This window comes from Hydrogenophaga soli (assembly GCF_054777695.1).
In genome coordinates, this window is sequence record NZ_BAAHAK010000004.1 from 224,085 (window position 1) to 248,508 (window position 24,424).

Genomic DNA, 24,424 nt, shown 5'->3' on the forward strand with positions numbered 1-24,424 from the left:
GCCGAAAGGTTTGTCCCGTTTTCTACATGGGAGCCTCCTCTTTGCGGCGGCGCTTCATTCGGTGCTCAGGCTCCCGGCTCTCGCTCATGGCCCTTCGCATGGCGACGATCTCCCGGATCATGCGAATTTGGACAGGGTTCAACTGATCCATTTCGCTGCGCAGGTCATTGAACATCCAGTAAAGGTCCGGTGGCGCATTGGAGCTGATGACAAACTTGCGCTGGGAAGCCTGCGCGGTCACCCATAGTTGATGCCGCTCGTCATCGCCCAGCGACATCGCGTTTGCCACACGATCCAAGAACTCCATGTTCGGCGGACCTTTGAGGCCAACCTCAAGCGCCGAGATGTAGCTCTGCTCGTATCCAATGAGCGCAGCCAGGTCTGCTTGTCGCAGGCCGTGGCGCACTCGAAGGTCATGCAGAAGCTGGGAAAACGGGCTCATGATGACCCGTCATTCTGGACTTCATGACAGCTCTTGGCAATACAAAAAGTCTTTTGAAATCAATACGTTATATTTTGTCAGTACCAAATAGGGTGTTTTGTTTTTCAAACTTGCATGTCTTGCAGCCACAGAGATCGAGACGCAACATGACACCTGCAAGCGACACTGACAACGAGCGCAAGAAGGACGTCACCATGACCGTGCAAGAACTGATCGACCAACTGCGGCAACTACCGTCTGATCACATTGTCTTGGTGGAAGGCTATGAAAACGGCTGGGACACCCTGGTCTCGATTGAACCGAACCATGCCGCCCGCCAGACGCTTTGTGCTGAATGGGACGGCGAGTTCGAGCGTGCGGCTGCGTCAGACGACGAGTCGGTGGGGAACGTTCTTCTCATTGGCAGACGAGGACATCGTCGAGAGCCCAAGTAAGTCGGAATGCAGACTGCACGCGCCGAGTCGTTCCGCATCAGAAAGGCAAAAGCCCAGCAGAACTGGGCTTTTGCGGATCCCTCAAGGGGTGATGTACCAAGTGCCTCTAACGGCTTACGGGCTCAGCGAAAACCAAACTGACAGGCCCGTCAATCCTATTGCTTGCCCAGCACAGATCAGTCCAAGAGCTATACGTACTGCGCCTATGATTAAGCGTAGGCTTACCTTTTGGCTTACAATCACCTGATGGACAAGGAACAAATCGCAGCACTTCGCAAGTCTCTCGGGCTTTCACAAGCAGAGTTCGGACAACTGTTTGACGCTCATTCCATGACAGTGAGCAAGTGGGAGAGGGGTGTACTTGTCCCCAGCGCATATCAGCACGCTCTGCTCCAGCAGTTCAAGCGTACCGCTGATGTGAAGGAAGAAAAGGCCAAGCAAGAATTGAAGAACCTGCTGATCGGTGCGGGTGTCGTGGCAGCTCTGGTTTGGCTTCTCAATGCAGGAAAGTAAAACCAGATGACGTTCATCAACCCAGGCGTGATCTGTGAGATCACGCGGCCCAAGCTGTCAGGCATCGGCGAGCATGCGGGCGTATTCCTGCCCAACGGGCAAGTCGTCCACCATGACCAAGGGGGACCACGTATCGACACGCTCGAAGCGTTTTCGCAAGGCAGGCCTGTGAAGGTTGTGCGGACAACAGATCGGAGCAAGCAATGGCAGATCCTCCAGAGGATCCAATCGTTGCTGAGTAGCCCTCCGCCTTACCGGCTCTTTGATAGCAACTGCGAACACTTTGTCAGCGAAATCCTGGGGGAGAAGAAGGAAAGCCGACAAATCAACGGCCTCGCGATTATTGGCCTAATCTTCGCCGGTTTCGCAGCATTCGGTTGAAGGCTAGCTACCGTGGATGGACCCTGTAATAGAAAACTTTTCTGTCGTTCCATCTGGACGGTTCACCCAGAAACACTGGGTGCCAAAGTCCGCCGTTCGAACGCTAAAATCGACAATGCCACAACCAATTTTCGCAGCGGCATTTGGATGATGTTCTAGCGCCGCTCGCAAGATTACAGAATCTTCAGCACTGACTCGGTCTCCCACGTTATACCGGTAGAGCATCTCCTTCAAATACGCAACAGCGTCCCCCCTCTTGTTGAAGTGCATAGGACCAAGGCTAATGGGCTTCGCGGGCATTTTTAACCTTCAATTTAGTTGTGTTATTGCGTACCAAGGTCGCTGGGCAGAGTGAGCCGCTCGCGCACCTCGCGGATAATGAGGGCTGGAATATCCATTGATTGGAGCTGACTAACGCGCTCAGCAATCCACACAACGCATCCTTCTTTGCTGAGATCATGGCGGGCAATCTTCTCGTATAAAGCAACTGCGCTCATACGTGAAAGGCCAAGCTCCATGAGCGAGAGAAGTGTTGTTGACGATACCCCGAATTCAAGTTGCGTGCCGATATCCAAACCTTCTTCAATCAAATCCTCGCGACCAATCTCGCGAAGATGCAGGTTCAGCACGTCCATATAGGCTGAAAGGTACTTTGGCGCCTTGAACCGCGCGACTTGCTCCACTAGTTCCATGGTGCCGCGTATTAGTTCCGGCAGTCTGAAAGACCTCCCGGCTTCCTTATGCCAATCAATGCTATCGCGGATGATCCTGGCCAGAGAGTACCCCTTTAGCCATTTGACAACGATCAACGCATATAGCCTAAGGCGACTATCTGGGGTGAAAGCAAGAAACAAGTGCTGGTTGATCCGTCCCATGATCGTAACGAATCGATCAAAGCTGTCGTTACTTGCGACCTCTGCCGGCAGCAAGTTTTCAACGTCACCAGCATACGCACGGAACGCCTCAAGAAGACGCTGAAGACCAATCGCACTAACCCCTGGGTGCCGCGTGGCGAGATTGACATCAATTTCAATCTTCGACACCAATGCTCCGAGAGTTTCGTCGAGTTTCGCAATCGATGCAGCTTCATGGCGGTTCGAAAGACTAGCCGCCGATATGGAGCCAAGCCGCATGAAGGTGGTGAGCAAATAGGCGCCAACGTGCTCGAATTGGTCTCTGTTTTCTATACTTGACAGGTCCGACTGCCCACGGGCATATAGATAATCGGCCATGCCGTCACCAAGGTCAAGAACTACGTCACTTTCGCGCTTAATGGGATAGCGTGATCGGCCAGGAACGCCGCTAGGCCAAGCACTCGGATCTGCTGGGTCGATGCAGATGATGTTTCCTTGGAACTCATCACCCCACCGACCTGCTCGACCGGCAAGGTTCCAGAAGTCATGAGGCTCCATCGGATGGCCCTTCCCTTTGCGTGGACCGCGAACCACGATCGTGCGACAGGACAGATTTACGCCCTCGATCAGGGTTGAGGTGCACACCAGGAAGCGAATCTTGCCGGACCGGAAAAGTCGTTCTATCTCCAATCTGATCAGCGATGGCATATTTCCGTAATGGAATGCCACCCCGCGCTCAACTAACGGTGCCAGTCGAAAATCCTGGTGCACGCCCTTTCGAGCAAGCTCAGCAAGTTGTGAAAGTTCTAAATCGATGGACTCTAGCTTGGGCAAGAGTTGACTGATCAGATCAGCAACCTCCTCAGCCTCTCCGGCGCCGTTCGTGTACACGAGCGTTCCGCCTCTCTCGCCGACAGCGGCCGCAATAAATGCGAGGCGCTTTTTGAGTCCTGTTGGTGTGCTCGCCAGCTGCAGAATCCCTACGGGAAGGTCCGAGCTTTGCTGTCTAAGGGCAAGCTTCCAAAGCCTAGCTTTTCGCGGCTCCTGGGTCGCGACCATCAGATTCTGAAGGACGGTGGAGGCATCACTATCAACGGCAATGGTCTGCACACCATCAGGTGCATCTGCAAGTAACTCTTCTGGATTCTGAGTAGCCGGGCTGATAAACACAGCTTTGAGCTTCGGGTTGCCACGGGTGACCCGCTCTATTGCGTCTTGCAGAATCACGCCACGCTGGTTGTCACCAATCTTGTGCGCCTCGTCCACTATGAGCAAGTCGATGAAGAATCCATCGCCAATCAAATTGGCGAGAAGGTGCAGCCGCTCCTGCGTAAAGACCAGAATCAGTCGCGATCCGCCAGCACGCGCGACTCTGTATTTGTCGGGAAGGGGAAGAGACGAAACTTCGATCAGTTCTGACTTACCAAGAAGCTGTTGGAGATTGGCCTCTATCTCCGAAACCAAGGCACGGGTCGGAGCAAGGTATACCGCCATGCGGGATTCACCCGCAACTAGCTGATCAATTAGCCATTGAAGTACGAGAAACGTCTTGCCAGATGCGGTGGGCGCGGATGCTGAAAGCCAGCATTCCCCTGCAGCATTTGTCCAGAAGCGTTGCTGAAAATCGTTTACTTGTAGCCAGACACCGCTCGATTGCACCAAGATAGAACTATCCATCTCGCGGCGTTGAGCTTCGAGGCGCAATGCGACGCCTAGCCGCTCATCGAGCCCGCTTGCAAGCAAGTCGCGGTCACTGGCAAGAGTGATTGCTCGAAAGTTGGAGAGCTTGCTTAACAGAACAGCACCCGCGTCTTTGAGTGCTTGTTCGTCTGTCAGAGAAATCGCCGCAGTTGCGATTCGAAGCGCAGCCTCCTGATAGATCCGTTGATCGGATCGCGCCAAAATACTACCAGCGAGCAATAACCTTGACCAATCAATCGCAGCCACGCTGGGGGCGGCTGGATCGGGAAGTAGGTTGTCGAGTTCGATGCGAACAATGAGTTTGGTGATTGCATCGAGATCATCCCGAATGCCTTCCTTAAGTAGCCACGACTGGAGATCGGATAGGCTCATTATTCCTTTATCCCCATCGCCTTGAGAAAGGCTGCCCGGAAGCCGTCAGCCGACGGCAGGGGTATGCAAAATAGCTCGATTTCCATTTGGTCAAGCTTTTCCACCTTGAGTCGATCGCCGATCCTATTGCTCCATCCGGACAGTTGGGCACGAGAGGCGCCGACGATTTCGTCGGCGACCGCTTTAGCTTCGTCTTTTGGATAAAAAGGTGCGTCGAATCCTACGAGTGCTACGCCGCAATATTGAACCCGCTTGGATTTAACCGACGACTTGTCAAAATACTTTTTAAGTGCGTCCGTAAGTATTGGATCACTAAGGTCGGCTTTGTCGCTCAAGAGTATCAGATCTCGTTCTCGCTCTGCTTCCTCGTGTTCTGGTTCAATCAGGAACGGAGCAAGCGAGGTGAGGCAATCGCGAATCGCAGTACTCGCATCCTTGTAGATTTTTGATTCACCCCAGTAGAGTTTCAGCGTGCCATCGGGCGTCACACCAGCATATACACCATCTGCTCCGTGATAGTGCATACGTGTATCCGTCTTGAGATCCATTTTGCACAGAATCTGCGGCAGCTTGAGAAAGCGCTCAGCAAGCAGGAATAGCAGCATCTCGCCACCTTCGCCCGTCTTCGCAAGATCGGTGAACGATCGCTTTGCCCGCTCAACAAGTTCAGTGACCGCCTCGGTACTGTTGAACTTCTTGTCGCGCTCCTTTGCCGCGGCTAGCTTCGAGCGCGGTATGGCGTAGTCAGCTACTGCGTTTCGCATGAACTCCGCCAGCCGATGCGGTTGAACACGGCCATTTCCGTCTACCGTAAGGCAGTGGCAGTGAATTTTGACTGAATGCCCCTCAATGAGCACATCTCGCGCTACGAGCGTGAGGTGAACTTCGAGTGCATCAGGGTCACCTGTCAGCGCAGACGTAAGTTCGGTGGCGGTGATAGTTGACAGACAGCCTCCTCTTATATTCTTTTCCAATCTGTTTTCAGACAGTTTAATGGACGTACTGTACTCGCTCGGACCCTCGAATCTCAAGTCGATCCCACCGGCCAAAGTGCAATGCTCACTGTTGCAGCATCGCGACCGTTCAAATTGCAGTGCAATCTTGTCGTTTGTCCAAGGTGCATGACAAAGCGCTCACAGCATCAACAACGAGATGCAAAACGCCCGGACGATGCCGGGCGTTTTCATCAACCGTGTCAGCAGTTTTTCACCAACTTGGCACAGTTTTCACTTGTCATGTCATCCGACAGCTCAAACGTCAATATTCCCCGCCCGCAGCGCATTCGTCTCGATGAAATCCCGACGCGGTTCCACCTCGTCGCCCATCAGCATGGTGAACACGCGGTCGGCTTCGATGGCGTCATCAATCTGCACGCGCAGCAGGCGGCGCACGGTGGGGTCCATGGTGGTTTCCCACAGCTGCTCGGGGTTCATTTCGCCCAGGCCTTTGTAGCGCTGGCGGGCGGTGGTGCGTTCGGCTTCGCTGATGAGCCACTTCATGGCCTGGCGGAAGTCGGCCACCTTGTCTTCGCGCTGGCGGTCGCCTTCACCGCGCTGGGCCTTGGCACCCTCGCCCAGCAGGCCGCGGAAGGTGTTGGCGGCTTCGGCCAGGGCGGCGTAGTCGGCGCCGTGCACAAAGTCTTGCGTGATCAGGCTGCTCTTGATGTTGCCGTGGTGGCGGCGGCTGATGCGCAGAATGGGTTTGTCGGTGCGCACGTCAAACTCGGCGCTCACCTCGGCGGGCACGCCCGCGGCGTTCAGCTCGCGCAGCTTGGCTTGCAGCGCCGGGGCGCAGGCGGCGGCGTCTTCCAGGGTGTCCAGGTTGAGGCTGACGCCGTCGGCCATGGCCCGCAGGGCCTCGGCGTCCATGAAGTTGGACAGGCGTTCGATGACGGCTTCGGCCACCTGGTGCTTGCGGGCCAGCTCTTCGAGCGTGGCCCCTTCCAGCACGGGGGCACCGGGCTGGCCGCTGGTGACGATGCGGGCGTCGCGCAGCGCAATCTTCAGCAGGTAGCCGTCCAGCGCCGGGCCGTCTTTCAGGTACAGCTCTTCCTTGCCGTTTTTCACCTTGTACAGCGGGGGCTGGGCAATGTAGATGTGGCCGCGCTCCACCAGCTCGGGCATTTGGCGGTAGAAGAAGGTGAGCAGCAGGGTGCGGATGTGGGCGCCGTCCACGTCGGCGTCGGTCATGATGATGATGCGGTGGTAGCGGAGTTTGTCGATGTTGAAATCGTCCGCGCCGCTCTTGCCCTTGGGGTCGAAATCGTCGGTGCTGGCCTTGCCGATGCCGGTGCCCAGGGCGGTGATGAGGGTGATGATTTCGTTGCTGGACAGCAGCTTTTCGTAGCGGGCTTTTTCCACGTTGAGGATCTTGCCGCGCAGGGGCAGGATGGCCTGGAATTTGCGGTCGCGCCCTTGCTTGGCGCTGCCCCCGGCGGAGTCACCCTCCACGATGTAGATTTCGCACAGCGCGGGGTCTTTTTCCTGGCAGTCGGCCAGTTTGCCGGGCAGGCCCATGCCGTCCAGCACGCCCTTGCGGCGGGTCATTTCACGGGCTTTGCGGGCGGCTTCGCGGGCGCGGGCGGCGTCCACGATCTTGCTGCACAAAATCTTGGCGTCGTTGGGGCGCTCTTCCAGGTAGTCGGTGAGGGCCTTGGCCACGATGTCTTCCACCGGGGCGCGCACTTCGCTGGACACCAGCTTGTCCTTGGTCTGGCTGCTGAACTTGGGCTCGGGCACCTTGACCGACAGCACGCAGCACAGGCCTTCGCGCATGTCGTCGCCGCTGACTTCCACCTTGGCTTTTTTGGCAAATTCGTTTTGCTCGATGTATTTGCCAATGACGCGGGTCATGGCGGCGCGCAGGCCGGTGAGGTGGGTGCCGCCGTCCCGCTGGGGGATGTTGTTGGTGAAGCACAGCACCTGTTCGCTGTAGCCGTCGTTCCACTGCATGGCCACTTCCACACCGATTTCGGTGCCGGGAATGCCGCCGTAGCTGTCGGCAGGGCGGCTGCCGGTGGCGTGGAAGGCGGTGGGGTGCAGCACCTTCTTGTTGGCGTTGACGTAGTCCACAAAACCTTTGACGCCGCCTGCGCCCGAGAAGTCGTCTTCACGGCCATCGCGCTCGTCCTTCAGGCGGATGCGCACGCCGTTGTTCAGGAAGCTGAGTTCGCGCAGGCGCTTGGCCAGGATGTCGTAGTGGAACTCGTTGTTCTGCGTGAAGATTTCGGTGTCGGGCAGAAAGTGCACTTCGGTGCCGCGCTTGTCGGTGGCACCCAGCACGCGCATGGGGCTCACTTCCACGCCGTCCTGCTGCTCCAGCAGGCGGTTTTGCACAAAACCCTTGGCGAATTCAATGGCGTGCACCTTGCCGTCGCGGCGCACGGTCAGGCGCAGCCATTTGGACAGGGCGTTCACGCAGCTCACGCCCACGCCGTGCAAGCCGCCCGACACCTTGTAGCTGTTCTGGTTGAACTTGCCGCCGGCGTGCAGCTCGGTCAGGGCGATTTCGGCCGCGCTGCGCTTGGGCTCGTTCTTGTCGTCCATCTTCACGCCGGTGGGGATACCGCGGCCGTTGTCGGTGACGCTGAGCGAGTTGTCGGCGTGGATGGTGACCACGATGTCGTCGCAATGCCCGGCCAGCGCTTCGTCGATGGAGTTGTCCACCACCTCGAACACCAGGTGGTGCAGGCCGGTGCCATCACTGGTGTCACCGATGTACATGCCGGGGCGCTTGCGCACGGCCTCCAGCCCTTCCAGGATCTGGATGGAGTCGGCACCGTAGGAGCCGCTGCCGCTGGCGGGGTTGGCATCCGGGGTGTTGTCGGGCGTCGGGAGGTCTTGGCTCATGATGATTTCTTAATGCAAAAACCGTGCTTACCGCACGGTTGATAAGGCTTGAATGCTATTGAACTTGATGCAGTCCATCAAATCCGCATGGGCATCACCACGTATTTGAAGTGTTCGTTTTCGGGGTTGGTGATCAGGGCCGAGCTGTTGCCGTCGGACAGTTCGATCTTGATCATGTCCTGGCTCATGTTGGTCAGGGCGTCGATCAGGTAGCTGACGTTGAAGCCGATTTCGATGGCGTCGCCACCGTAGTCGATGTCGAGCTCGTCCACCGCCTCTTCCTGTTCGGCGTTGGTGGAGGCCACGCGCAGCAGGCCCGGCTCCAGGTTGAGGCGCACGCCCTTGAACTTGTCGCTGGTCATGATGGCGGTGCGCTGCAGGGTTTGCAGCAGCGGGGTCCGGCCCAGGGTGATGCTGTTCTTGTGGTTCTTGGGGATGACGCGGTTGTAGTCGGGGAACTTGCCTTCCACCAGCTTGGTGACGAACTCCATGCCGTCAAAGCTGAACTTGGCCTGGTTGTTGGCGAACTGCATGGCAATGTCGCCTTCCTTGTCGGACAGCAGGCGTTGCAACTCCAGCACGGTCTTGCGCGGCAGGATCACCTCTTGCTTGGGCACTTCCACGTCCAGCGTGGCGCTGGCGTAGGCCAGGCGGTGGCCGTCGGTGGCCACCAGGCTCAGGCGGTTGCCTTCGGCCACGAACAAGATGCCGTTGAGGTAGTAGCGGATGTCGTGCACCGCCATGGCAAAGGCCACCTGGTTCATCAACCCTTTGAGGGTCTTTTGCGGCACGGCAAAGGTGGGGCCGAAGCTGGCCGATTCCTGCACCAGCGGGAAGTCCTCGGCAGGCAGGCTTTGCAGGGTGAAGCGGCTCTTGCCGCCTTTCAGGATGAGCTTGCCGCCGGTGGCCTCCAGGCTCACGTTCTGGTCGCCGGGCAGGGTGCGCAGGATGTCGATGACCTTGCGTGCGCCCACGGTGATGGCGTAGCTGCCGTCGTCACCGCCCAGCTCGGCGGTGGTGCGGATCTGGATTTCCAGGTCGCTGGTGGTCAGTTGCAGCTGCGGCCCGGTCTTGCGGATGAGCACGTTGGCGAGGATGGGCAGCGTGTGCCGCCGCTCGACGATGCCCGACACCGATTGCAGCGCGGCCAGCAGGTGGTCTTGGGTCGATTTCAGAACGATCATGGTTGTCGTGCCTTCCAAACGATGGATTCGAATCAGCCTTTGAGGGTTTGCTCCAGCACGTGCAGCTGCTGGTTGAGCTCGGTGAGTTGGGCCCGTTCGGCCCCGATTTTGCGCACGGCGTGCAACACGGTGGTGTGGTCGCGTCCGCCGAACAGTTCGCCAATTTCGGGCAGGCTCTTCTGGGTGAGTTCCTTGGCCAGGTACATGGCAATCTGGCGCGGGCGGGCGATGTTGGCCGGGCGCTTCTTGCTGTACATGTCGGCGACCTTGATCTTGTAGTAGTCGGCCACCGTCTTCTGGATGTTTTCCACGCTGATCTGCCGGTTCTGGATGGACAGCAGGTCTTTCAGGGCGTCGCGCGCCAGCTGGATGGACACATCCTTCTGGTTGAAGCGCGAGAAGGCCAGCACCTTGCGCAGCGCACCTTCCAATTCGCGCACGTTGCTGCGCACGTTCTTGGCCACGAAAAACGCCACCTCTTCGGGCATGACCGCGCCTTCGGCCTCGGCCTTGTTGATCAGGATGGCCACGCGCATTTCCAGCTCGGGCGGCTCGATGGCCACGGTCAGCCCCGAGTCGAAGCGCGACACCAGGCGCTCGTGGATGTCCGTCAGACCCTTGGGGTAGGTGTCGCTGGTCATCACGATGTGGCTCTTCTTGGCCAGCAGGGCCTCGAAGGCGTTGAAGAACTCTTCCTGCGTGCGGTCCTTGTTGGCGAAGAACTGCACGTCGTCGATCAGCAGCAGGTCCAGCGAGTGGTAGCGCTCCTTGAATTCGTCAAAGGTCTTGCGCTGGTAGGACTTGACCACGTCGGTCACGAACTGCTCGGCGTGGATGTACAGCACCTTGGCCCGCGGGTGGTCGGCCAGCAGCTGGTTGCCGATGGCGTGCATCAGGTGGGTCTTGCCCAGGCCCACGCCGCCGTAGATGAACAGCGGGTTGTACAGCTGCCCGGGGCTGCCCGCCACGTGCATGGCCGCGGCGCGGGCCATGCGGTTGGCCGAACCTTCCACCAGGGTGGCAAAGGTCAACGCGGGGCTGAGTCGGTGGTTGGGCAGGGGTTGCTTGTCGTTGCCAAAACCCCCATTGGCCGGGGCCGCTTGTGGCGACAGGCCCGCGGCGGCCATGGCGTCGGCCAGCGGGGCCAGGCCGCGCTCGGTCACGACGCTGGGGCTGTTGGCGCCAGCGGCCTCGTCGCCCGGGCGGACGGCGGTGGCAGCTGCGGCTCGGCCACGGGGCACCAGGGCCAGTTCAATGGCCACTTCGCCTTCGGCCAGCTCGGCCAGCACGGCGGCGATGCGGGCGGCGTACTGGGTGCGGATCCAGTCCATCTTGAACCGGTTGCCCACCAGCAGCGTGACCTTGCTCAGGTCATCGGCCACCCGGGCCGACAGCGGCTTGATCCAGGTGTTGAACTGCTGCTCGGGCATGTCCTGCGCGAGTCGTTCGACGCAGGCTTGCCACAGTTCGTGTTGAAGGGTGTCGGGGTGTCCCTGGGACATGGAGGCTGCCGGAGGCGCGGAGAAAATCGTTGTTGTCAAAAGGCGAGAACTCAGAGGCGAAACCCGGAGGCGTGAGGCGTAGAAGGCCGCAGCCACAGGCGCTGACCAAACCCTGGATTGTAGGCGCAGCCGCAAAGTTATCCACAGCCGGGCAAACCCCTGTCGGTGTGTTGTGGAGGGGGGACATCCAGGCGGTTTGAGTGCACTTATTTGCTTGACAAGCGCTCAATGTTTGCCTGTTGGTTCCAAATTTGGGATAATCGCGGGCTTTGCCGTTGGTTTGCCACTGTTTTGCAGGCCCTTGGCAAACCTTCGGTCGCTCCGATCGGGCCTGAACAGGTCTGAGTGTGAGCACCCTCACCCGAGCCATTTTGAGCGAACCAGTTTCGGATACACCATGAAGCGCACTTACCAACCCTCCAAGACCCGTCGTGCCCGTACCCACGGTTTCCTGGTCCGCATGAAGACCCGTGGTGGTCGTGCCGTGATCGCTGCACGCCGTGCCAAGGGCCGCAAGCGTCTGGGCCTGTAATTCAGCCGGGTTTTCCATGTCAGCCGGGCTGGGCCGGATGAACGCCGTGCGTGCTGTGTGAGCACCGAGCAATCGCCCGCACCCGAAACCCGGGTGGTGCGCCTGCACAGGCTCAAGCACCCCACCCAGTTCCAGGCCGTCATGGCCGGGCCCCCGGTGGGTAAAACCCCCCATTTCGCACTGCACCTTCTGCGCTTGCCGCAGGAGGGGGGTGCGAATTCGTCGTTTCCGGTGCAAGCGCCCTGGTTGGGCGTGGTCGTGCCCAAACGCTGGGCCAAGCGCGCGGTGACGCGCAACACCATCCGTCGCCAGATCCACGAGCTGGCCCGCCTGCAACACCCGCCATTGCCCGATGCGGCCATGGTGGTGCGCCTGCGCAGCGAATTCAGTCGAAAACAGTTTGTCAGCGCCACGTCTGACGTGCTGAAGGCGGCCGTGCGCGCCGAGCTGGTGCAACTGCTGGCCAAGGCCGCCCGCCTGGCGCAGCCTGCCCATGCGCAGGGGGTGGCCCGTGCTTGAGGCGCTGCTGAGCCTGCCCCGCCAAGGGCTGATCGGTCTGGTCAAGGCGTATCGCTTGCTGCTGAGCCCCTGGTTGGGCTCGTCCTGCCGCTTCACCCCCACCTGTTCCGTGTACGCCTTGCAGGCACTGGAGCGTCACGGGGCTGTGGCAGGCTCTTACCTGGCCGCTCACCGCATCCTTCGGTGCCAGCCCTGGTGCCAGGGTGGTGACGACCCGGTGCCGGCGCATGCGCCCCGGCTGTTTCGCTCGCTTGTTTCGAAGTCTTCCGAGAGAACCCCGTCATGACTGACATTCGCCGCTCCATCCTCTGGGTGATCTTTGGCTTTTCCATGGTGATGCTGTGGGACCGTTGGCAGGTGCACAACGGCAAGCCCGCCACCTTCTTCCCCCAGGCCACCGCCCAGAAGGCGGCGGACGGACAGTCCGCCACCACCGGGGCCAATGCCTCGGTGCCCGCGCCTGTCCAGGCTGGTGCGGCAGCCGTGCCTTCGGCCGAACCGGCCGCTGCGCCCACGGCCCCCCGCGTGAAAACCGTGGTGACCACCGACGTGCTGCGCCTCACCTTCGACTCGGAAGGCGGTTCGGTGGTGGGGGCTGACATCCTCAAGCACAAGGCGGCCACCCTGTCGAGCAAGGTCAAGACCGAAGGCCCGCTGACCTTGCTGGCCGACACACCCGAGCACACCTACGTGGCCCAGACCGGCCTGATCGGTGCGGCTGATGGCTCGCTGCCCACCCACAAGACGCCCATGACCCTGGTCAAGGCCGACACCGAGCTGAAAGACGGCCAGGACACGCTGACCGTGCGCTACGAGTCTGCCGCCAACGCCCAGGGCATCAAGCTGGCCAAGACCTACACCGTGCGCCGCGGTGCCTACGACATCGCCGTGAAACACGAGGTCATCAACACGGGGGCCGCCGAAGTCCAGCCCCAGCTCTACCTGCAGCTGGTGCGCGATGGCAGCACCACCGCCAGCGAAACGCCGTTCTACTCCACCTTCACCGGCCCGGCGGTCTACACCAACGAGAAGAAGTACCAGAAGATCGAGTTCACCGCCATCGACAAGGGCAACGCCGATTTCCTGAAGACCGCCCCCGATGGTTATGTGGCCATGGTGCAGCACTACTTTGCCAGCGCCTGGTTGCTGGGGGACGGCATCGAACGTGAGCACTTTGCCCGCAAGCTGGACAACAAGCTGTACTCCGCCGGCCTCATCACCTCGGTGGGGGGCGTGGCCCCGGGTCAGGCCAAGGCCATCGAGTCGCGCCTGTTCATCGGCCCGCAGGAAGAGCCGGTGCTGGAGGCGGTGGCCCCCGGCTTGGTGCTGGTCAAGGACTATGGCTGGTTGACCATGTTGGCCAAGCCGCTGTACTGGTTGCTGGAGCAGATCCACAGCGTGGTGGCCAACTGGGGTTGGGCCATCGTGTTGCTGGTGGTGCTGCTGAAGGCGGCGTTCTATTGGCTCAACGCCCAGGCATACCGCAGCATGGCCAAGATGAAGGCCATCAACCCCCGCATCCAGGACATGCGCGAGCGTCTCAAGGACAACCCGCAGCAGATGCAGATGGAGATGATGAAGATCTACCGCGAGGAAAAGGTCAACCCCATGGGGGGCTGCTTCCCCATCATGATCCAGATGCCGGTGTTCATTGCCCTGTACTGGGTGCTGCTGTCCAGCGTGGAAATGCGCAACGCCCCCTGGGCGCTGTGGATTTCCGACATGTCCTCGCCCGACCCCTACTACATCCTGCCGCTGGTGATGACGCTGACCACCGTCATCCAGACCGGCCTGAACCCGCTGCCGCCCGACCCCATGCAGGCCAAGATGATGTGGATCATGCCGTTGGTGTTCTCGGTGATGTTCTTCTTCTTCCCCGCGGGTCTGGTGCTGTACTGGATCACCAACAACACGCTGACCATTGCCCAGCAGGCCTTCATCAACCACCGCATGGGCGTGCCGGTGAAGTTCACCCTGCCCAACTTCAAGTCCTGATCGGGGCCGGGGCCCGTGCCAGCGCGACACCAGGACCCCATCGTGGCCATCGCCACGGCCCCCGGGCGTGGGGCGGTGGGCATCGTCCGGGTGTCGGGCAAGGGTCTGGCCCCGTTCGTCCAGACCTTGCTGGGGCGCTTGCCCCGGGCGCGTGAGGCCACCTACCTGCCGTTTCCCGACGCGCACGGCCACCCCATCGACCACGGCCTGGCGCTGTGGTTTCCCGGACCGCATTCCTTCACCGGTGAAGACGTGCTGGAGCTGCAAGCCCACGGCGGCCCCGTGGTGCTGCAACTGCTGCTGGCCCGCTGTCTGGCGGTGGCGGCCCAGCCTGCAAAGGACGACGTTTCCCCCAACGCGCCCTCCAACACGGCCCCCGACCGCGCCCGTGGCGCTGACGTTGCACTGCCCGTGCTGCCCCGGCTGCGCCTGGCCGAGCCGGGCGAGTTCACCCAGCGCGCCTTCCTCAACGACAAGATGGACCTGGCCCAGGCCGAGGCCGTGGCCGACCTGATCGACGCCAGCACCGAAGCGGCGGCCCGCAGTGCCAGCCGAAGCCTGTCGGGCGAGTTCTCGCGCGAGGTGGGCGGCCTGCGCGATGCGCTGGTGCACCTGCGCATGCTGGTGGAAGCCACGCTGGATTTTCCTGAAGAAGAAATTGACTTCTTGCGCAAGGCCGATGCGCATGGGCAGCTGCAAAAATTGCAGCAACGCCTGGCCGTGGTGCGTGACCGGGCCCGCCAAGGGGCGCTGCTGCGCGAGGGCATCCGGGTGGTGATTGCCGGGCAGCCCAACGCGGGCAAAAGCTCGCTGCTCAACGCACTGGCCGGGGCTGAGCTGGCCATCGTCACCCCCATCGCGGGCACCACCCGCGACAAGGTGGAGCAGACCATCCAGATTGAAGGCGTGCCACTGCACGTGGTGGACACCGCGGGCCTGCGCGACAGCACCGACGAGGTGGAGCGCATCGGCATCGAACGCGCCTGGAACGAGATCCACGCCGCCGACGCCGTGCTGCTGCTCCACGATCTCACGCGGGCCGATGCTCCTGAATATGTAGCTGCTGACGCTTTCATTGAAAGCGAGATCGCCCAAAATATTCAAAAAATTCACGTCTGGAACAAGGCCGACGCCTGCCCGCCCGAGGCGCTGCGCCACGTGGGGCCAGACGACCTGAGCATTTCCGCCAAAGGCGGCCAGGGCTTGCAGGCGCTGCGCCAGCGGCTGCTGCACGCCGTGGGCTGGCAGGCGGCCCCCGAAGGCATCTACATGGCCCGCGAGCGCCATTTGCGTGCCTTGGCCCGCACGGGTGAGCACCTGGAACAGGCCGCCGCCTGGCTGGCCCGCGACGCCGAACACCTGGACCTGCTGGCCGAGGAACTGCGCCTGGCCCAGGTGGCGCTGGGCGACATCACCGGCGAGTTCACCGCCGACGACCTGCTGGGCGAAATCTTCACCCGCTTCTGCATTGGCAAGTGAGGGCCCGACCGGGGTCTGCGGTCACGGGGGAAGGGACCAGGCGCATGGGGCTTGCTGAGGCGGACCGTCCTCAGTGGCGGCTCATGAATTTCAAAGGAAAATGACCTCCAGCGCTTTCCTTTATTGGACTTTCAGCTATGACTCATGAAGCATTTTCCCCCGCCGCGCTGTCCGCGCAGGATTGGGGTGTGGTGGCGGTGTTTGCCGCCGTCTACCTGGGCATGTTCCTGGGCGGCCTGCCCCGGTTGGCCCTCAACCGCGCCGGGGTGGCCTTGCTGGGGGCCATTGCGGTGGTGGGCATGGGCGTGTTGACGGTGGACGAGGCGGCCCGCGCCATCGACCTGCCCACCATCCTGCTGCTGTTCGCGTTCATGGTGGTGTCCGCGCAGATGCGCCTGGGCGGCTTTTACGCCGCCGTTGCGCGTTGGGTGGGGGGGCAGCCCCTGCCGCCGGTGGTGCTGCTGGGCGCGCTGATCGCGGTGTCGGCGGGGTTGTCAGCGGTGTTCTCCAACGACGTGGTCTGCCTGGCCATGACGCCGGTGCTGGTGCGGCTGTGCCTGCGCCGGGGGCTGCCCCCGGTGCCCTTCCTGCTGGCGCTGGCGTGTGCGGCCAACATCGGGTCGGCGGCCACCCTCATCGGCAACCCGCAGAACATGCTCATCGGCTCGGTGCTGCACCTGTCGTTTGCCGAGCACCTGCGCGGTGCCGCCGCGCCGGTGGGGGTGTCGCTGGCGGTGTTGTGGGCCTGGCTGGCGTGGCGTGGGCTGGGGCCGGTGGGGGCCGGTGCCAACGGCCAGCGCGTGGCCGAAGACCCCACAGACGACGAGCCCGCGCTGGACCGCTGGCAGACCGCCAAGGGCCTGGCGGTGTCGGCGGCGGTGCTGGTGGCCTTTTTGTTCAGCAGCTGGCCGCACGAGGTGGTGGCGTTGGTGGCTGCCGGGGTGTTGTTGCTCAGCCAGCGGTTCCATTCCTCGCAGGTGATGGGCTTTGTGGACTGGGAGCTGCTGGTGCTGTTCATGGGGTTGTTCGTGGTCAACGCCGCGTTTGCCCACACCGGTTTGGCCGCGGCGGCGGTGGCCGCCCTGGCGCAGCACGGGGTGGTGCTGGGCGACACCGGGCCGCTGTTTGCGGCCAGCCTGGTGTTGTCCAACCTGGTCAGCAACGTGCCCGCGGTCATGCTGCTGCTGCCTCACCTGGGCGGGCAGGACCCGGTGTCCGCCGGGCTCACGCTGGCCCTGGTCAGCACCTTTGCGGGCAACCTGCTGCTGGTGGGTTCCATCGCCAACCTGATCGTGGCTGACCTGGCCGCCCGTGAAGGCGTGGCCATCGACTGGCGCACCCACGCCCGTGTGGGCGTGCCGGTGACCCTGGCCACGCTGGTGGTGGTGGCTGTTTGGCTGGGCGGTGGGGCCTGGGCCCGGGGCCTGGTGTCATGATGCGGACCATGGACGCGAACCCCTCCCCGAATCCTTCCGCCTTTGCCCCCACCCGCTTCTGGGCCGATCTTTCCACCGCCCAGTTCGAGGGCCGACGCCGCTGCGGGCTGGCCGCGCGCACGGTGGCGGTGCTGCCGCTGGCGGCCACCGAGCAACACGGCCCCCACCTGCCGCTGAACGTGGACACCACGCTGGTGGATGGAATGGTGCAGGCCGCCTTGCCCCACTTGCAGCCCGAGGCACCGGTGCTGTTCCTGCCCACGCAGGCCGTGTGCCTGAGCAATGAACACCAGGCGTTTGCCGGCACCCTCACCCTGTCCACCGAGACGGTGCTGCGGGTGTGGACCGAGTTGGGCGAGTCGGTCCACCGCGCCGGGGTCCACCGGCTGGTGCTGTTCAACAGCCACGGCGGCAACGTCAGCCTGATGGACCTGGTGGCCCGCGACCTGCGCACCCGGCTGGGGATGATGGTGTGGCACGCCAGCTGGTTCAACCTGCCGCTGGGCGACGAGGTGACCGGCCTGTTCCCGCCCGAGGAACACCGCTTCGGCATCCACGCGGGCGACATCGAAACCTCGCTGATGCTGGCCCTGCGGCCCGGCCTGGTGGACATGGGCCAGGCGCGGCACTTCCACAGCCAGTCCGAACAGCGGGCGGCGCAGTGTGCCGTGCTGGGCAACGGGCGCAGCGCCAAGCTGGGCTGGCAGATGCAGGACTACAACCCCAGCGGCGCGGTGGGCAACGCCGCGGCCGCCACCGCCGACAAGGGCCAGGCCCTGCTGCAGGCCGCAGGCCGCCAACTGGCGCAGCTGCTGCACGAGGTGGTGGCCTTGCCCGACACCACGCTGGTGGAAGGACCCCGCGCTTGACGCGGGCGAGCACGGCTGTTCCCGGGCTCAGTGCCCTTCGAAATCCACCAGGGTGAACAGCGGCAGGCCGCTGTCCCGCAGGCGTTGGGAACCGCCCAGTTCGGGCAGGTCTACGATGGCGGCCCCCTCGGTGACGGTGGCGCCCAGCCGCTCCAGCAGCTTCTTGCCTGCCATCATGGTGCCGCCGGTGGCGATGAGGTCGTCGATCAGCAGCACGCGGTCACCGGGTTGGACAGCGTCGGTGTGCAGCTCCACGGTGGCGCTGCCGTACTCCAGTTCGTAGGTTTCCTCCACGGTGGTGAAGGGCAGCTTGCCCTTCTTGCGGATGGGCACAAAGCCCAGGCCCAGGCAGTAGGCCACGGCGGAGCCAATGATGAAGCCGCGGGCGTCCAACCCGGCCACCACGGTGGGCTTGCGCTGGGGTTCCATGTAGCGGTGCACAAAGGCGTCGACCAGCACGCGGAACACCAGCGGGTCTTGCAGCAGGGGGGTGATGTCGCGGAACTGCACGCCCGGTGCGGGCCAGTCGGGCACGGTGCGGATGTGGCTTTTGAGGAAGGCAGAGGTGTTCATGGCAAAACAGGGGCTTAGCCGCGGGTGAGGGTGTCTTCGGCGCTGGCCAGTTCCACCGAGGTGCCGGACAGCACCAGGGTGTCGCCTTCGTGCAGCACGGTGTCGGGGGTGCAATCGGTGGCTTTGGCACCGACACATCGCAGGCTGACCACCCGCACGCCCAGGCGGTCCAGGTGCAGGCTGTCCACCGACTTGCCCACGGCATGGCTGCCGCGGTGCACGGTGAAGGTGCCCAGGCGCACGTTGTCCAGGTCGTCCACGGTGTTGTCGTCGTCGCCGTGGAAGTAGCCGCGCAGCAGGCTGTAGCGGGCCTCGCGCTGTTCCTGGATGAGACGCAGCACCTTGCGCATGGGCACGCCCACCAGGGCCAGGGCGTGGCTGGCCAGCATCAGGCTGGCTTCGATGGCTTCGGGCACCACCTCGGTGGCCCCGGCTGCCTGGAGCTTTTCGAGGTGGGCGTCGTCCAGGGTGCGCACCACCACCGGCACGTCGGGGGCCAGGTGCTTGATCTGGGCCAGCACCTTCATGGCGCTGCCCGGGTCCACGTAGGTGATGGCCACGGCCTTGGCCCGGGTCAGCCCGGCGGCCACCAGCGCCTGGGCGCGGGCGGCGTCGCCATACACCACCGAGTCACCGGCCTGCTGGGCCTTTTGCACACGGTCGGGGTCCAGGTCCAGGGCCATGTAGGGCATCTGGGCCTTGTCCAGCAGGCGGGCCAGGTTCTGGCCGCAGCGTCCGTAGCCGCAGATGACCACGTGGCCTGACTTGCCGATGGAGTGTTTGGCAATGGTGGTCATGGCGACCGACTGCATCAACCAGTCGCTGCCCACAAAACGCATCACCACCCAATCGGCCTTCATGATGACCAGCGGTGTGGCCAGCATGGACAGCACCATGCTGGCCAAAATGGGGTTGAACAGCGAAGGCGGTACCAGGTTGTTCTGCCCCGCGAGAGACAGCAGCACAAAGCCGAACTCCCCCGCCTGTGCCAGGTACAGCCCGGTGCGCAGCGCGGTGCCCAGGCCCGCCCCCATGGCTTTGGTGAGGGCAGACACCACCACCAGCTTGAACCCCATGGACAAGGTGATGAGCAGCAGCACCAGCGGCCAGCGCTCCAGCACCAGCCGCCAATCCAACATCATGCCGATGGTGATGAAAAACAGCCCCAGCAGCACGTCGTGGAAGGGGCGGATGTCGGTCTCCACCTGGTGCTTGAATTCGGTTTCCGAGATCAGCATGCCCGCCACGAAGGCCCCCAGGGCCAGGCTCAGGCCCGCGTGTTCGGTCAACCAGGCCAGGCCCAGGGTGATGAGCAGCAGGTTGAGCATGAACAGCTCTTCGCTCTTGCGCATGGCCACCAGCTTGAGCCACCAGCGCAGCAGCTTCTGGCCGCCGGTGAGCAGCACGCCCAGCAGCACGGCGGCCTTGAGCAGGGCCACACCCAGTTCGCGGGCCAGTTCCTGCGGGGGCGAACCCAGGGCCGGGATGAGCACCAGCAGCGGCACCACGGCCAAGTCCTGGAACAGCAGCACGCCCACCACCCGCTTGCCGTGTTCGGAGTCCAGCTCCAGGCGTTCCGCCACCAGCTTGATGACGATGGCGGTGCTGCTCATGGCCATCACGCCACCCAGGGCCAGCGCGGTTTGCCAGTCCATCTTCCACCAGACGGGGAACAACCAGTCCAGCGTCAGCGAACCCAAGGTGGTCAGCACGATGGTGGTCACCACCTGCGACAGGCCCAGGCCGAACACCAGCTTGCGCATGGCCCGCAGCTTGGGCAGGCTGAACTCCAAGCCGATGACAAACATCAGGAACACCACGCCAAACTCGGCCAAGTAGCGGATGCCCGCCGAGTTCTGCGCCAGGGCCAGGGTGTGCGGGCCGATGACCACACCCACAAACAGATAACCCAGCATGGGGGGCAACTTCAGCGAGCGGCAGGCCACCACCCCCAGCACAGCGGCCAGCAGGTACAGCAGGGTGATGTCGAGGGCATTCATGCCTGGATCGTACCCAAGGCGGCCCGCGTGGCTGCGGGGGCTGGCCGATAATCGCTGCATGACCGTTGCCCCCCTGAACGCTGAACACACCCTGTCGCTGGCCCGCGAGGCCTTGCGCATCGAAGCCGAGGCGGTCAGTGCCGCGGCCGAACGTTTGACGCCAGCCTTTGTGCAGGCTGTTTCATTGGTGCTGTCCAGCACCGGGCGTGTGGTGGTGATGGGCATGGGCAAAAGCGGCCATGTGGGCCGCAAGGTGGCGGCCACGCTGGCCTCTACCGGCACCCCGGCCCTGTTTGTGCACCCGGCAGAAGCCAGCCATGGCGACCTGGGCATGATCACTGCCGCCGATGTGGTGCTGGCCATCAGCAACAGCGGCGAAAGCGATGAGCTCACCACCCTGTTGCCCGTGCTCAAGCGCATGAACGTGCCCCTGCTGGCCATGACCTCGCGGCGCGAGTCGTCGCTGGGGCGGCATGCCACCGTGTGGCTGGACACCAGCGTGGACAAGGAGGCCTGCCCGCTCAACCTGGCCCCCACGGCCAGCACCACGGTGCAACTGGCGGTGGGCGATGCCCTGGCCGTGGCCTTGCTGGACGCCCGCGGCTTCAAGGCCGAGGACTTTGCCCGCAGCCACCCCGGCGGTTCGCTGGGCCGCAAGCTGCTGACCCATGTGCGCGACGTGATGCGCAGCGGCGACGCCGTGCCCCGCGTGCCCGCCCAGGCCACCGTCATGGCCTTGATGCAGGAAATGAGCGCCAAGGGGCTGGGGGCGTCCGCCGTGATGGACGAGCAGGGCGCGCTGGTGGGCATCTTCACCGACGGTGACTTGCGCCGCCTGCTGGAAAAAGGGGCCGATTTGCGCAGCATGCGGGCGGGCGACGTCATGCGCCCGCAACCCCGCACCGTGTGGGCCGATGCGCTGGCGGTCGAAGCGGCGGACCTGATGGAAACGCACCGCATCTCCAGCCTGCTGGTGGTTGATGGGCAAGGCCAACTGGTGGGGGCCGTCAACACCCACGACCTGATGCGGGCCAAGGTGATCTGATGCCACCCATCCTGAATTTCCCTCCCGAACTGCTGCTGCGGGCGCAAAACGTCAAGGTGGTGTTTTTCGACATCGACGGCGTCATGACCGACGGCAGTCTGTACTACACCGAAGCGGGCGAAACGCTCAAGCGCTTCCATGTCTTCGACGGCTACGGCATCAAGCTGCTGAAAAAAGTGGGCATCACCCCGGCGGTGGTCAGCGGGGGGGACATTCCCACCCTGCGCAAGCGCCTGGAGGTGCTGGGCATCCACCACATCCGCCTGGGCACCGAGGACAAGCGCCCCGCGGTCGAGTCCATCCTGGCCGAGTTGGGCCTGGATTGGTCCCAGGCCGCCGCGGTGGGTGACGACTGGCCCGACGCCCCTGTGCTGCGCCGCGTGGCCCTGGCCTGCGCCCCGCAGACCGCACACCCTGAAGTGCTGCGGCTGGCGCACTTTGTGCCGTCCCGGCCCGCGGGCAATGGTGCGGTGCGCGAGGTGTGTGACCTGTTGATGGTGGCCACCGGGTTGTACGAAACCCTGTGGCGCGACTTTTCGGCCTGACCCCTGCCATGGCCACCTTGGCATCTGCCCCATCTCCCTGGCTGTTGTTGCGGCGACGGCTGGAGTCGCTGATGGTCTACGCCCCCATGGTGCTGATGGCCTTGCTGGCGCTGGCGTCGTATTGGCTGCTGCGGGCCACGCCCGAAGCGGCCACGCCCGCCCCCGCACAGGCGGCACGCCACGACCCCACCGACGTGATGCGCCAGTTTGCGGTGCGCACGTTTGACGAGGGCGGTGCCTTGCGCACCGAGGTGTTTGGCGAGGAGGCCCGCCATTTCCCCGATGACGGCAGCATGGAAATCGACAGCCCCCGCATTCGCCACACCGACGAGCGCGGCGTGCTGGTGACGGCCACGGCCCGCCGCGCCTGGGCCAATGCCGCGCAGACCGAGTTCACCCTGCGGGGCAATGCCATCGTGGTGCGCGATGCCGCCACGCTGCCCTCCGGCGAGCGGCTGGAACGTTTGGAGTTTCGGGGGGAGTCTCTGAATGTGTGGTCCGACCAGCACCGCGTGACCTCTGACCAGCCCGTGGAGCTGTGGCGCGGCAGCAGCCGCGTGACGGCCAATCAGCTCGACTACCGCGAAACCGAACGGCTGGCCGTGCTCACGGGCCGGGTGCGTGCGACGCTCATGCCAAGGTCCAAACCATGAAGGCTTCCCAACCCTTGCCTGATGCCCGACCGTTGGTGGTGATCACGGGTGCGTCCAGCGGCATTGGGCAGGCGCTGGCTTTGCATTACGCCCGAACCGGGTGGCGCCTCGCGCTGGTGGTTCGCAAAGAACTTGAAACAAAAACATGGCTTGGTGCTTATTCTGTAAGCGAGAGCAGCTATCAAATTTACATTGCTGATGTGGCCGACATCGACGTCATGGTGGCGGTGGGGCAGGCGGTGCTGGCCCTGCAGGGCGTGCCCGATGTGGTGATTGCCAATGCGGGCATCAGCGTGGGCATGGACACGGCCATCCGCAGCGACCTGGACGTGATGGCACGCACCTTGGCCACCAACAACGTGGGGGCGGCGGCCACGTTTCACCCCTTTGTGTCGGCCATGGTGGCGCGGGGGCGAGGCACCCTGGTGGGGGTGGCCAGCGTGGGCGGTATCCGGGGCATGCCCGGGCATGGGGCCTATTGCGCGAGCAAGGCCGCGGTCATCAGCTATTGCGAAAGCCTTCGGGGGGAGCTGCGTGGCACCGGGGTCAAGGTGGTCACGCTGCTGCCGGGCTACATCAACACACCGCTGACCCAGCGCAACCGCTACCCCATGCCCTTCCTGATGCAGCCGACCGACTTTGCCCGGCAGGCGGCAGCCGCCATTGCCCGCCAAACCAGCTACCGCGTGATCCCGTGGCAGATGGGCTGGGTGGCCAAGCTGCTGCGCCTGTTGCCCAATGCATGGTTCGACCGCATTTTTGCCGGACGGCCTCGCAAACGGCGGGAAGGCGAGTAAGCCCGCGGTTCAAGCAGGCAACAAAAAACCCCTGGATTTGCACCTCAGGGGTTTTGAGCGACCCGGTCAGAAACCGGGTTTCAGGGGCAGGAGCGATCAGTAACCGCCACGGCCACCGCCGCCTTCGCGACGGCCACCGCCGCCGTAGGGGCTGCGGAAACCGCCTTCGTTGCCACCGCCGTAGCCGCCGCCACCGCCTTCACGACGGCCACCGCCGAAACCACCCGAACGGGGGGGGCGGGGTTCCATGGGGCGGGCTTCGTTCACCACCAGGCTGCGACCGCCCAGGGACTGGCCGTTCATGCCTTGAATGGCTTGCTGGGCTTCTGCATCGTTGCCCATTTCGACGAAACCGAAGCCTTTGGAGCGGCCGGTGTCACGTTCCATCATGACCTTGGCGCTGGTCACGGAACCAAAAGCGCTGAAGGACTGAAGCAGATCGTCGTCACGAACGGTATAAGGCAGGTTGCCGACGTAAAGTTTGTTGCCCATCGAGGGACTCCTGAAAACACAAGGGAAATTTGAAGCGATGGAGCCCCGATGGCACAAAACCTGTAGCACGCGAAACCGACCGATCACCCGATTGGCAAGCGGGCCGCAGCCCGTTTGCCTGATCCATTATGCGCTGGAGCGGTCCTTGCGGGGATTTTTTTCGAAATCGCTGGGTGGGAGGGTGGGAGGCGATGCGGAATAACAACACATTCCGCGAGGCATGGCCAAGTGTGCGTGGCGCTGTCAACGCCACGTGGA

General features: G+C 63.0%; 24 protein-coding genes. 14 read left to right on the plus strand and 10 right to left on the minus strand.

Features of this window, described 5'->3' with window-relative positions:
* Nucleotides 1-22: 22 nt before the first annotated feature.
* Nucleotides 23-442 (minus strand): helix-turn-helix domain-containing protein, encoded by a 420-nt coding sequence (locus ACYVB7_RS09245; protein ID WP_460506644.1) that lies wholly within the window; start codon nucleotides 440-442, stop codon nucleotides 23-25.
* A 146-nt stretch (nucleotides 443-588) separates the two neighbouring features.
* Between ACYVB7_RS09245 and ACYVB7_RS09250 the strand changes: the two genes are divergently transcribed.
* The 3 genes from ACYVB7_RS09250 (at nucleotide 589) to ACYVB7_RS09260 (ending at nucleotide 1,770) form a co-directional block, all read left to right on the plus strand.
* Nucleotides 589-876 (plus strand): hypothetical protein, encoded by a 288-nt coding sequence (locus ACYVB7_RS09250; RefSeq protein WP_460506646.1) that lies wholly within the window; start codon nucleotides 589-591, stop codon nucleotides 874-876.
* A gap of 246 nt (nucleotides 877-1,122) precedes the next feature.
* On the plus strand, nucleotides 1,123-1,389 hold the full coding sequence (locus ACYVB7_RS09255) for a helix-turn-helix domain-containing protein (protein ID WP_130969092.1): 267 nt from the start codon (nucleotides 1,123-1,125) through the stop codon (nucleotides 1,387-1,389).
* Between the two features lie 6 nt (nucleotides 1,390-1,395).
* Nucleotides 1,396-1,770 (plus strand): C40 family peptidase, encoded by a 375-nt coding sequence (locus ACYVB7_RS09260; RefSeq protein ID WP_460506650.1) that lies wholly within the window; start codon nucleotides 1,396-1,398, stop codon nucleotides 1,768-1,770.
* 3 nt (nucleotides 1,771-1,773) lie between these two features.
* Here ACYVB7_RS09260 and ACYVB7_RS09265 read toward each other — a convergent pair whose 3' ends face one another.
* The 6 genes from ACYVB7_RS09265 to dnaA form a co-directional block, all read right to left on the minus strand.
* On the minus strand, nucleotides 1,774-2,070 hold the full coding sequence (locus tag ACYVB7_RS09265; protein ID WP_460506651.1) for a DCL family protein: 297 nt from the start codon (nucleotides 2,068-2,070) through the stop codon (nucleotides 1,774-1,776).
* Between the two features lie 23 nt (nucleotides 2,071-2,093).
* Nucleotides 2,094-4,697, minus strand: a complete 2,604-nt coding sequence (locus ACYVB7_RS09270; protein WP_460506653.1) for a DEAD/DEAH box helicase — start codon at nucleotides 4,695-4,697, stop codon at nucleotides 2,094-2,096.
* On the minus strand, nucleotides 4,697-5,671 hold the full coding sequence (locus tag ACYVB7_RS09275) for a HamA C-terminal domain-containing protein (RefSeq protein ID WP_460507023.1): 975 nt from the start codon (nucleotides 5,669-5,671) through the stop codon (nucleotides 4,697-4,699). Before ACYVB7_RS09275 ends, ACYVB7_RS09270 begins: the two co-directional genes overlap by 1 nt.
* Before the next feature lie 276 nt (nucleotides 5,672-5,947).
* The gene (gene gyrB / locus ACYVB7_RS09280; protein ID WP_460506656.1) at nucleotides 5,948-8,545 is read right to left on the minus strand and encodes a DNA gyrase subunit B; all 2,598 of its coding nucleotides are present in this window, start codon (nucleotides 8,543-8,545) and stop codon (nucleotides 5,948-5,950) included.
* A 77-nt stretch (nucleotides 8,546-8,622) separates the two neighbouring features.
* Entirely contained in the window at nucleotides 8,623-9,729 is a 1,107-nt protein-coding gene (gene dnaN, locus ACYVB7_RS09285; RefSeq protein WP_460506658.1) for a DNA polymerase III subunit beta, read from the minus strand.
* 32 nt (nucleotides 9,730-9,761) lie between these two features.
* Nucleotides 9,762-11,231: a chromosomal replication initiator protein DnaA gene (gene dnaA, locus ACYVB7_RS09290; protein WP_460506660.1), complete on the minus strand. Its 1,470-nt coding sequence runs from the start codon at nucleotides 11,229-11,231 to the stop codon at nucleotides 9,762-9,764.
* Nucleotides 11,232-11,628: 397 nt separating this feature from the next.
* Here dnaA and rpmH point away from each other — a divergent pair, with 397 nt between their 5' ends.
* The 7 genes from rpmH (at nucleotide 11,629) to ACYVB7_RS09325 (ending at nucleotide 18,061) form a co-directional block, all read left to right on the plus strand.
* Nucleotides 11,629-11,763, plus strand: a complete 135-nt coding sequence (gene rpmH / locus ACYVB7_RS09295; RefSeq protein WP_460506662.1) for a 50S ribosomal protein L34 — start codon at nucleotides 11,629-11,631, stop codon at nucleotides 11,761-11,763.
* Between the two features lie 102 nt (nucleotides 11,764-11,865).
* Nucleotides 11,866-12,282 carry a ribonuclease P protein component gene (gene rnpA / locus ACYVB7_RS09300; protein WP_460507025.1) on the plus strand — a complete coding sequence of 139 codons (417 nt, stop codon included), beginning with the start codon at nucleotides 11,866-11,868 and terminating at the stop codon, nucleotides 12,280-12,282.
* Nucleotides 12,283-12,295: 13 nt separating this feature from the next.
* The gene (gene yidD / locus ACYVB7_RS09305; RefSeq protein ID WP_460507027.1) at nucleotides 12,296-12,568 is read left to right on the plus strand and encodes a membrane protein insertion efficiency factor YidD; all 273 of its coding nucleotides are present in this window, start codon (nucleotides 12,296-12,298) and stop codon (nucleotides 12,566-12,568) included.
* Entirely contained in the window at nucleotides 12,565-14,277 is a 1,713-nt protein-coding gene (gene yidC, locus ACYVB7_RS09310; protein ID WP_460506664.1) for a membrane protein insertase YidC, read from the plus strand. The genes yidD and yidC overlap by 4 nt, the downstream gene beginning before the upstream one ends.
* A gap of 15 nt (nucleotides 14,278-14,292) precedes the next feature.
* The gene (locus ACYVB7_RS09315; RefSeq protein ID WP_460506666.1) at nucleotides 14,293-15,756 is read left to right on the plus strand and encodes a tRNA modification GTPase; all 1,464 of its coding nucleotides are present in this window, start codon (nucleotides 14,293-14,295) and stop codon (nucleotides 15,754-15,756) included.
* A gap of 137 nt (nucleotides 15,757-15,893) precedes the next feature.
* On the plus strand, nucleotides 15,894-17,192 hold the full coding sequence (locus ACYVB7_RS09320; RefSeq protein WP_460506668.1) for an anion transporter: 1,299 nt from the start codon (nucleotides 15,894-15,896) through the stop codon (nucleotides 17,190-17,192).
* Between the two features lie 8 nt (nucleotides 17,193-17,200).
* Nucleotides 17,201-18,061 carry a creatininase family protein gene (locus tag ACYVB7_RS09325; protein WP_460506670.1) on the plus strand — a complete coding sequence of 287 codons (861 nt, stop codon included), beginning with the start codon at nucleotides 17,201-17,203 and terminating at the stop codon, nucleotides 18,059-18,061.
* Nucleotides 18,062-18,088: 27 nt separating this feature from the next.
* Here the strand turns inward: ACYVB7_RS09325 and ACYVB7_RS09330 are convergent, their stop codons facing one another.
* Together ACYVB7_RS09330 and ACYVB7_RS09335 are read right to left on the minus strand one after the other, a co-directional pair.
* Entirely contained in the window at nucleotides 18,089-18,634 is a 546-nt protein-coding gene (locus tag ACYVB7_RS09330; protein WP_460506672.1) for a purine phosphoribosyltransferase family protein, read from the minus strand.
* A 14-nt stretch (nucleotides 18,635-18,648) separates the two neighbouring features.
* A complete protein-coding gene (locus ACYVB7_RS09335; protein WP_460506674.1) occupies nucleotides 18,649-20,634 on the minus strand; it encodes a cation:proton antiporter domain-containing protein in 1,986 nt (661 codons plus the stop codon).
* Nucleotides 20,635-20,692: 58 nt separating this feature from the next.
* On the opposite strand from ACYVB7_RS09335, the gene ACYVB7_RS09340 reads away from it, so the two are divergent.
* Genes ACYVB7_RS09340 through ACYVB7_RS09355 form a run of 4 tightly spaced genes read left to right on the plus strand, consistent with a single transcriptional unit; the run spans nucleotide 20,693 to nucleotide 23,674 of the window.
* Complete coding sequence (locus ACYVB7_RS09340) at nucleotides 20,693-21,679, plus strand: KpsF/GutQ family sugar-phosphate isomerase (protein ID WP_460506676.1); 987 nt, start codon at nucleotides 20,693-20,695, stop codon at nucleotides 21,677-21,679.
* Nucleotides 21,679-22,224 carry a KdsC family phosphatase gene (locus ACYVB7_RS09345; RefSeq protein ID WP_460506678.1) on the plus strand — a complete coding sequence of 182 codons (546 nt, stop codon included), beginning with the start codon at nucleotides 21,679-21,681 and terminating at the stop codon, nucleotides 22,222-22,224. The genes ACYVB7_RS09340 and ACYVB7_RS09345 overlap by 1 nt, the downstream gene beginning before the upstream one ends.
* Nucleotides 22,225-22,232: 8 nt before the next feature.
* Entirely contained in the window at nucleotides 22,233-22,877 is a 645-nt protein-coding gene (lptC, locus tag ACYVB7_RS09350; protein WP_460506680.1) for an LPS export ABC transporter periplasmic protein LptC, read from the plus strand.
* Nucleotides 22,874-23,674: an SDR family oxidoreductase gene (locus ACYVB7_RS09355; RefSeq protein WP_460506682.1), complete on the plus strand. Its 801-nt coding sequence runs from the start codon at nucleotides 22,874-22,876 to the stop codon at nucleotides 23,672-23,674. Before lptC ends, ACYVB7_RS09355 begins: the two co-directional genes overlap by 4 nt.
* Before the next feature lie 96 nt (nucleotides 23,675-23,770).
* On the opposite strand, the gene ACYVB7_RS09360 is transcribed toward ACYVB7_RS09355, so the two are convergent.
* A complete protein-coding gene (locus tag ACYVB7_RS09360; protein ID WP_460506684.1) occupies nucleotides 23,771-24,166 on the minus strand; it encodes an RNA recognition motif domain-containing protein in 396 nt (131 codons plus the stop codon).
* Nucleotides 24,167-24,424 lie beyond the last annotated feature (258 nt).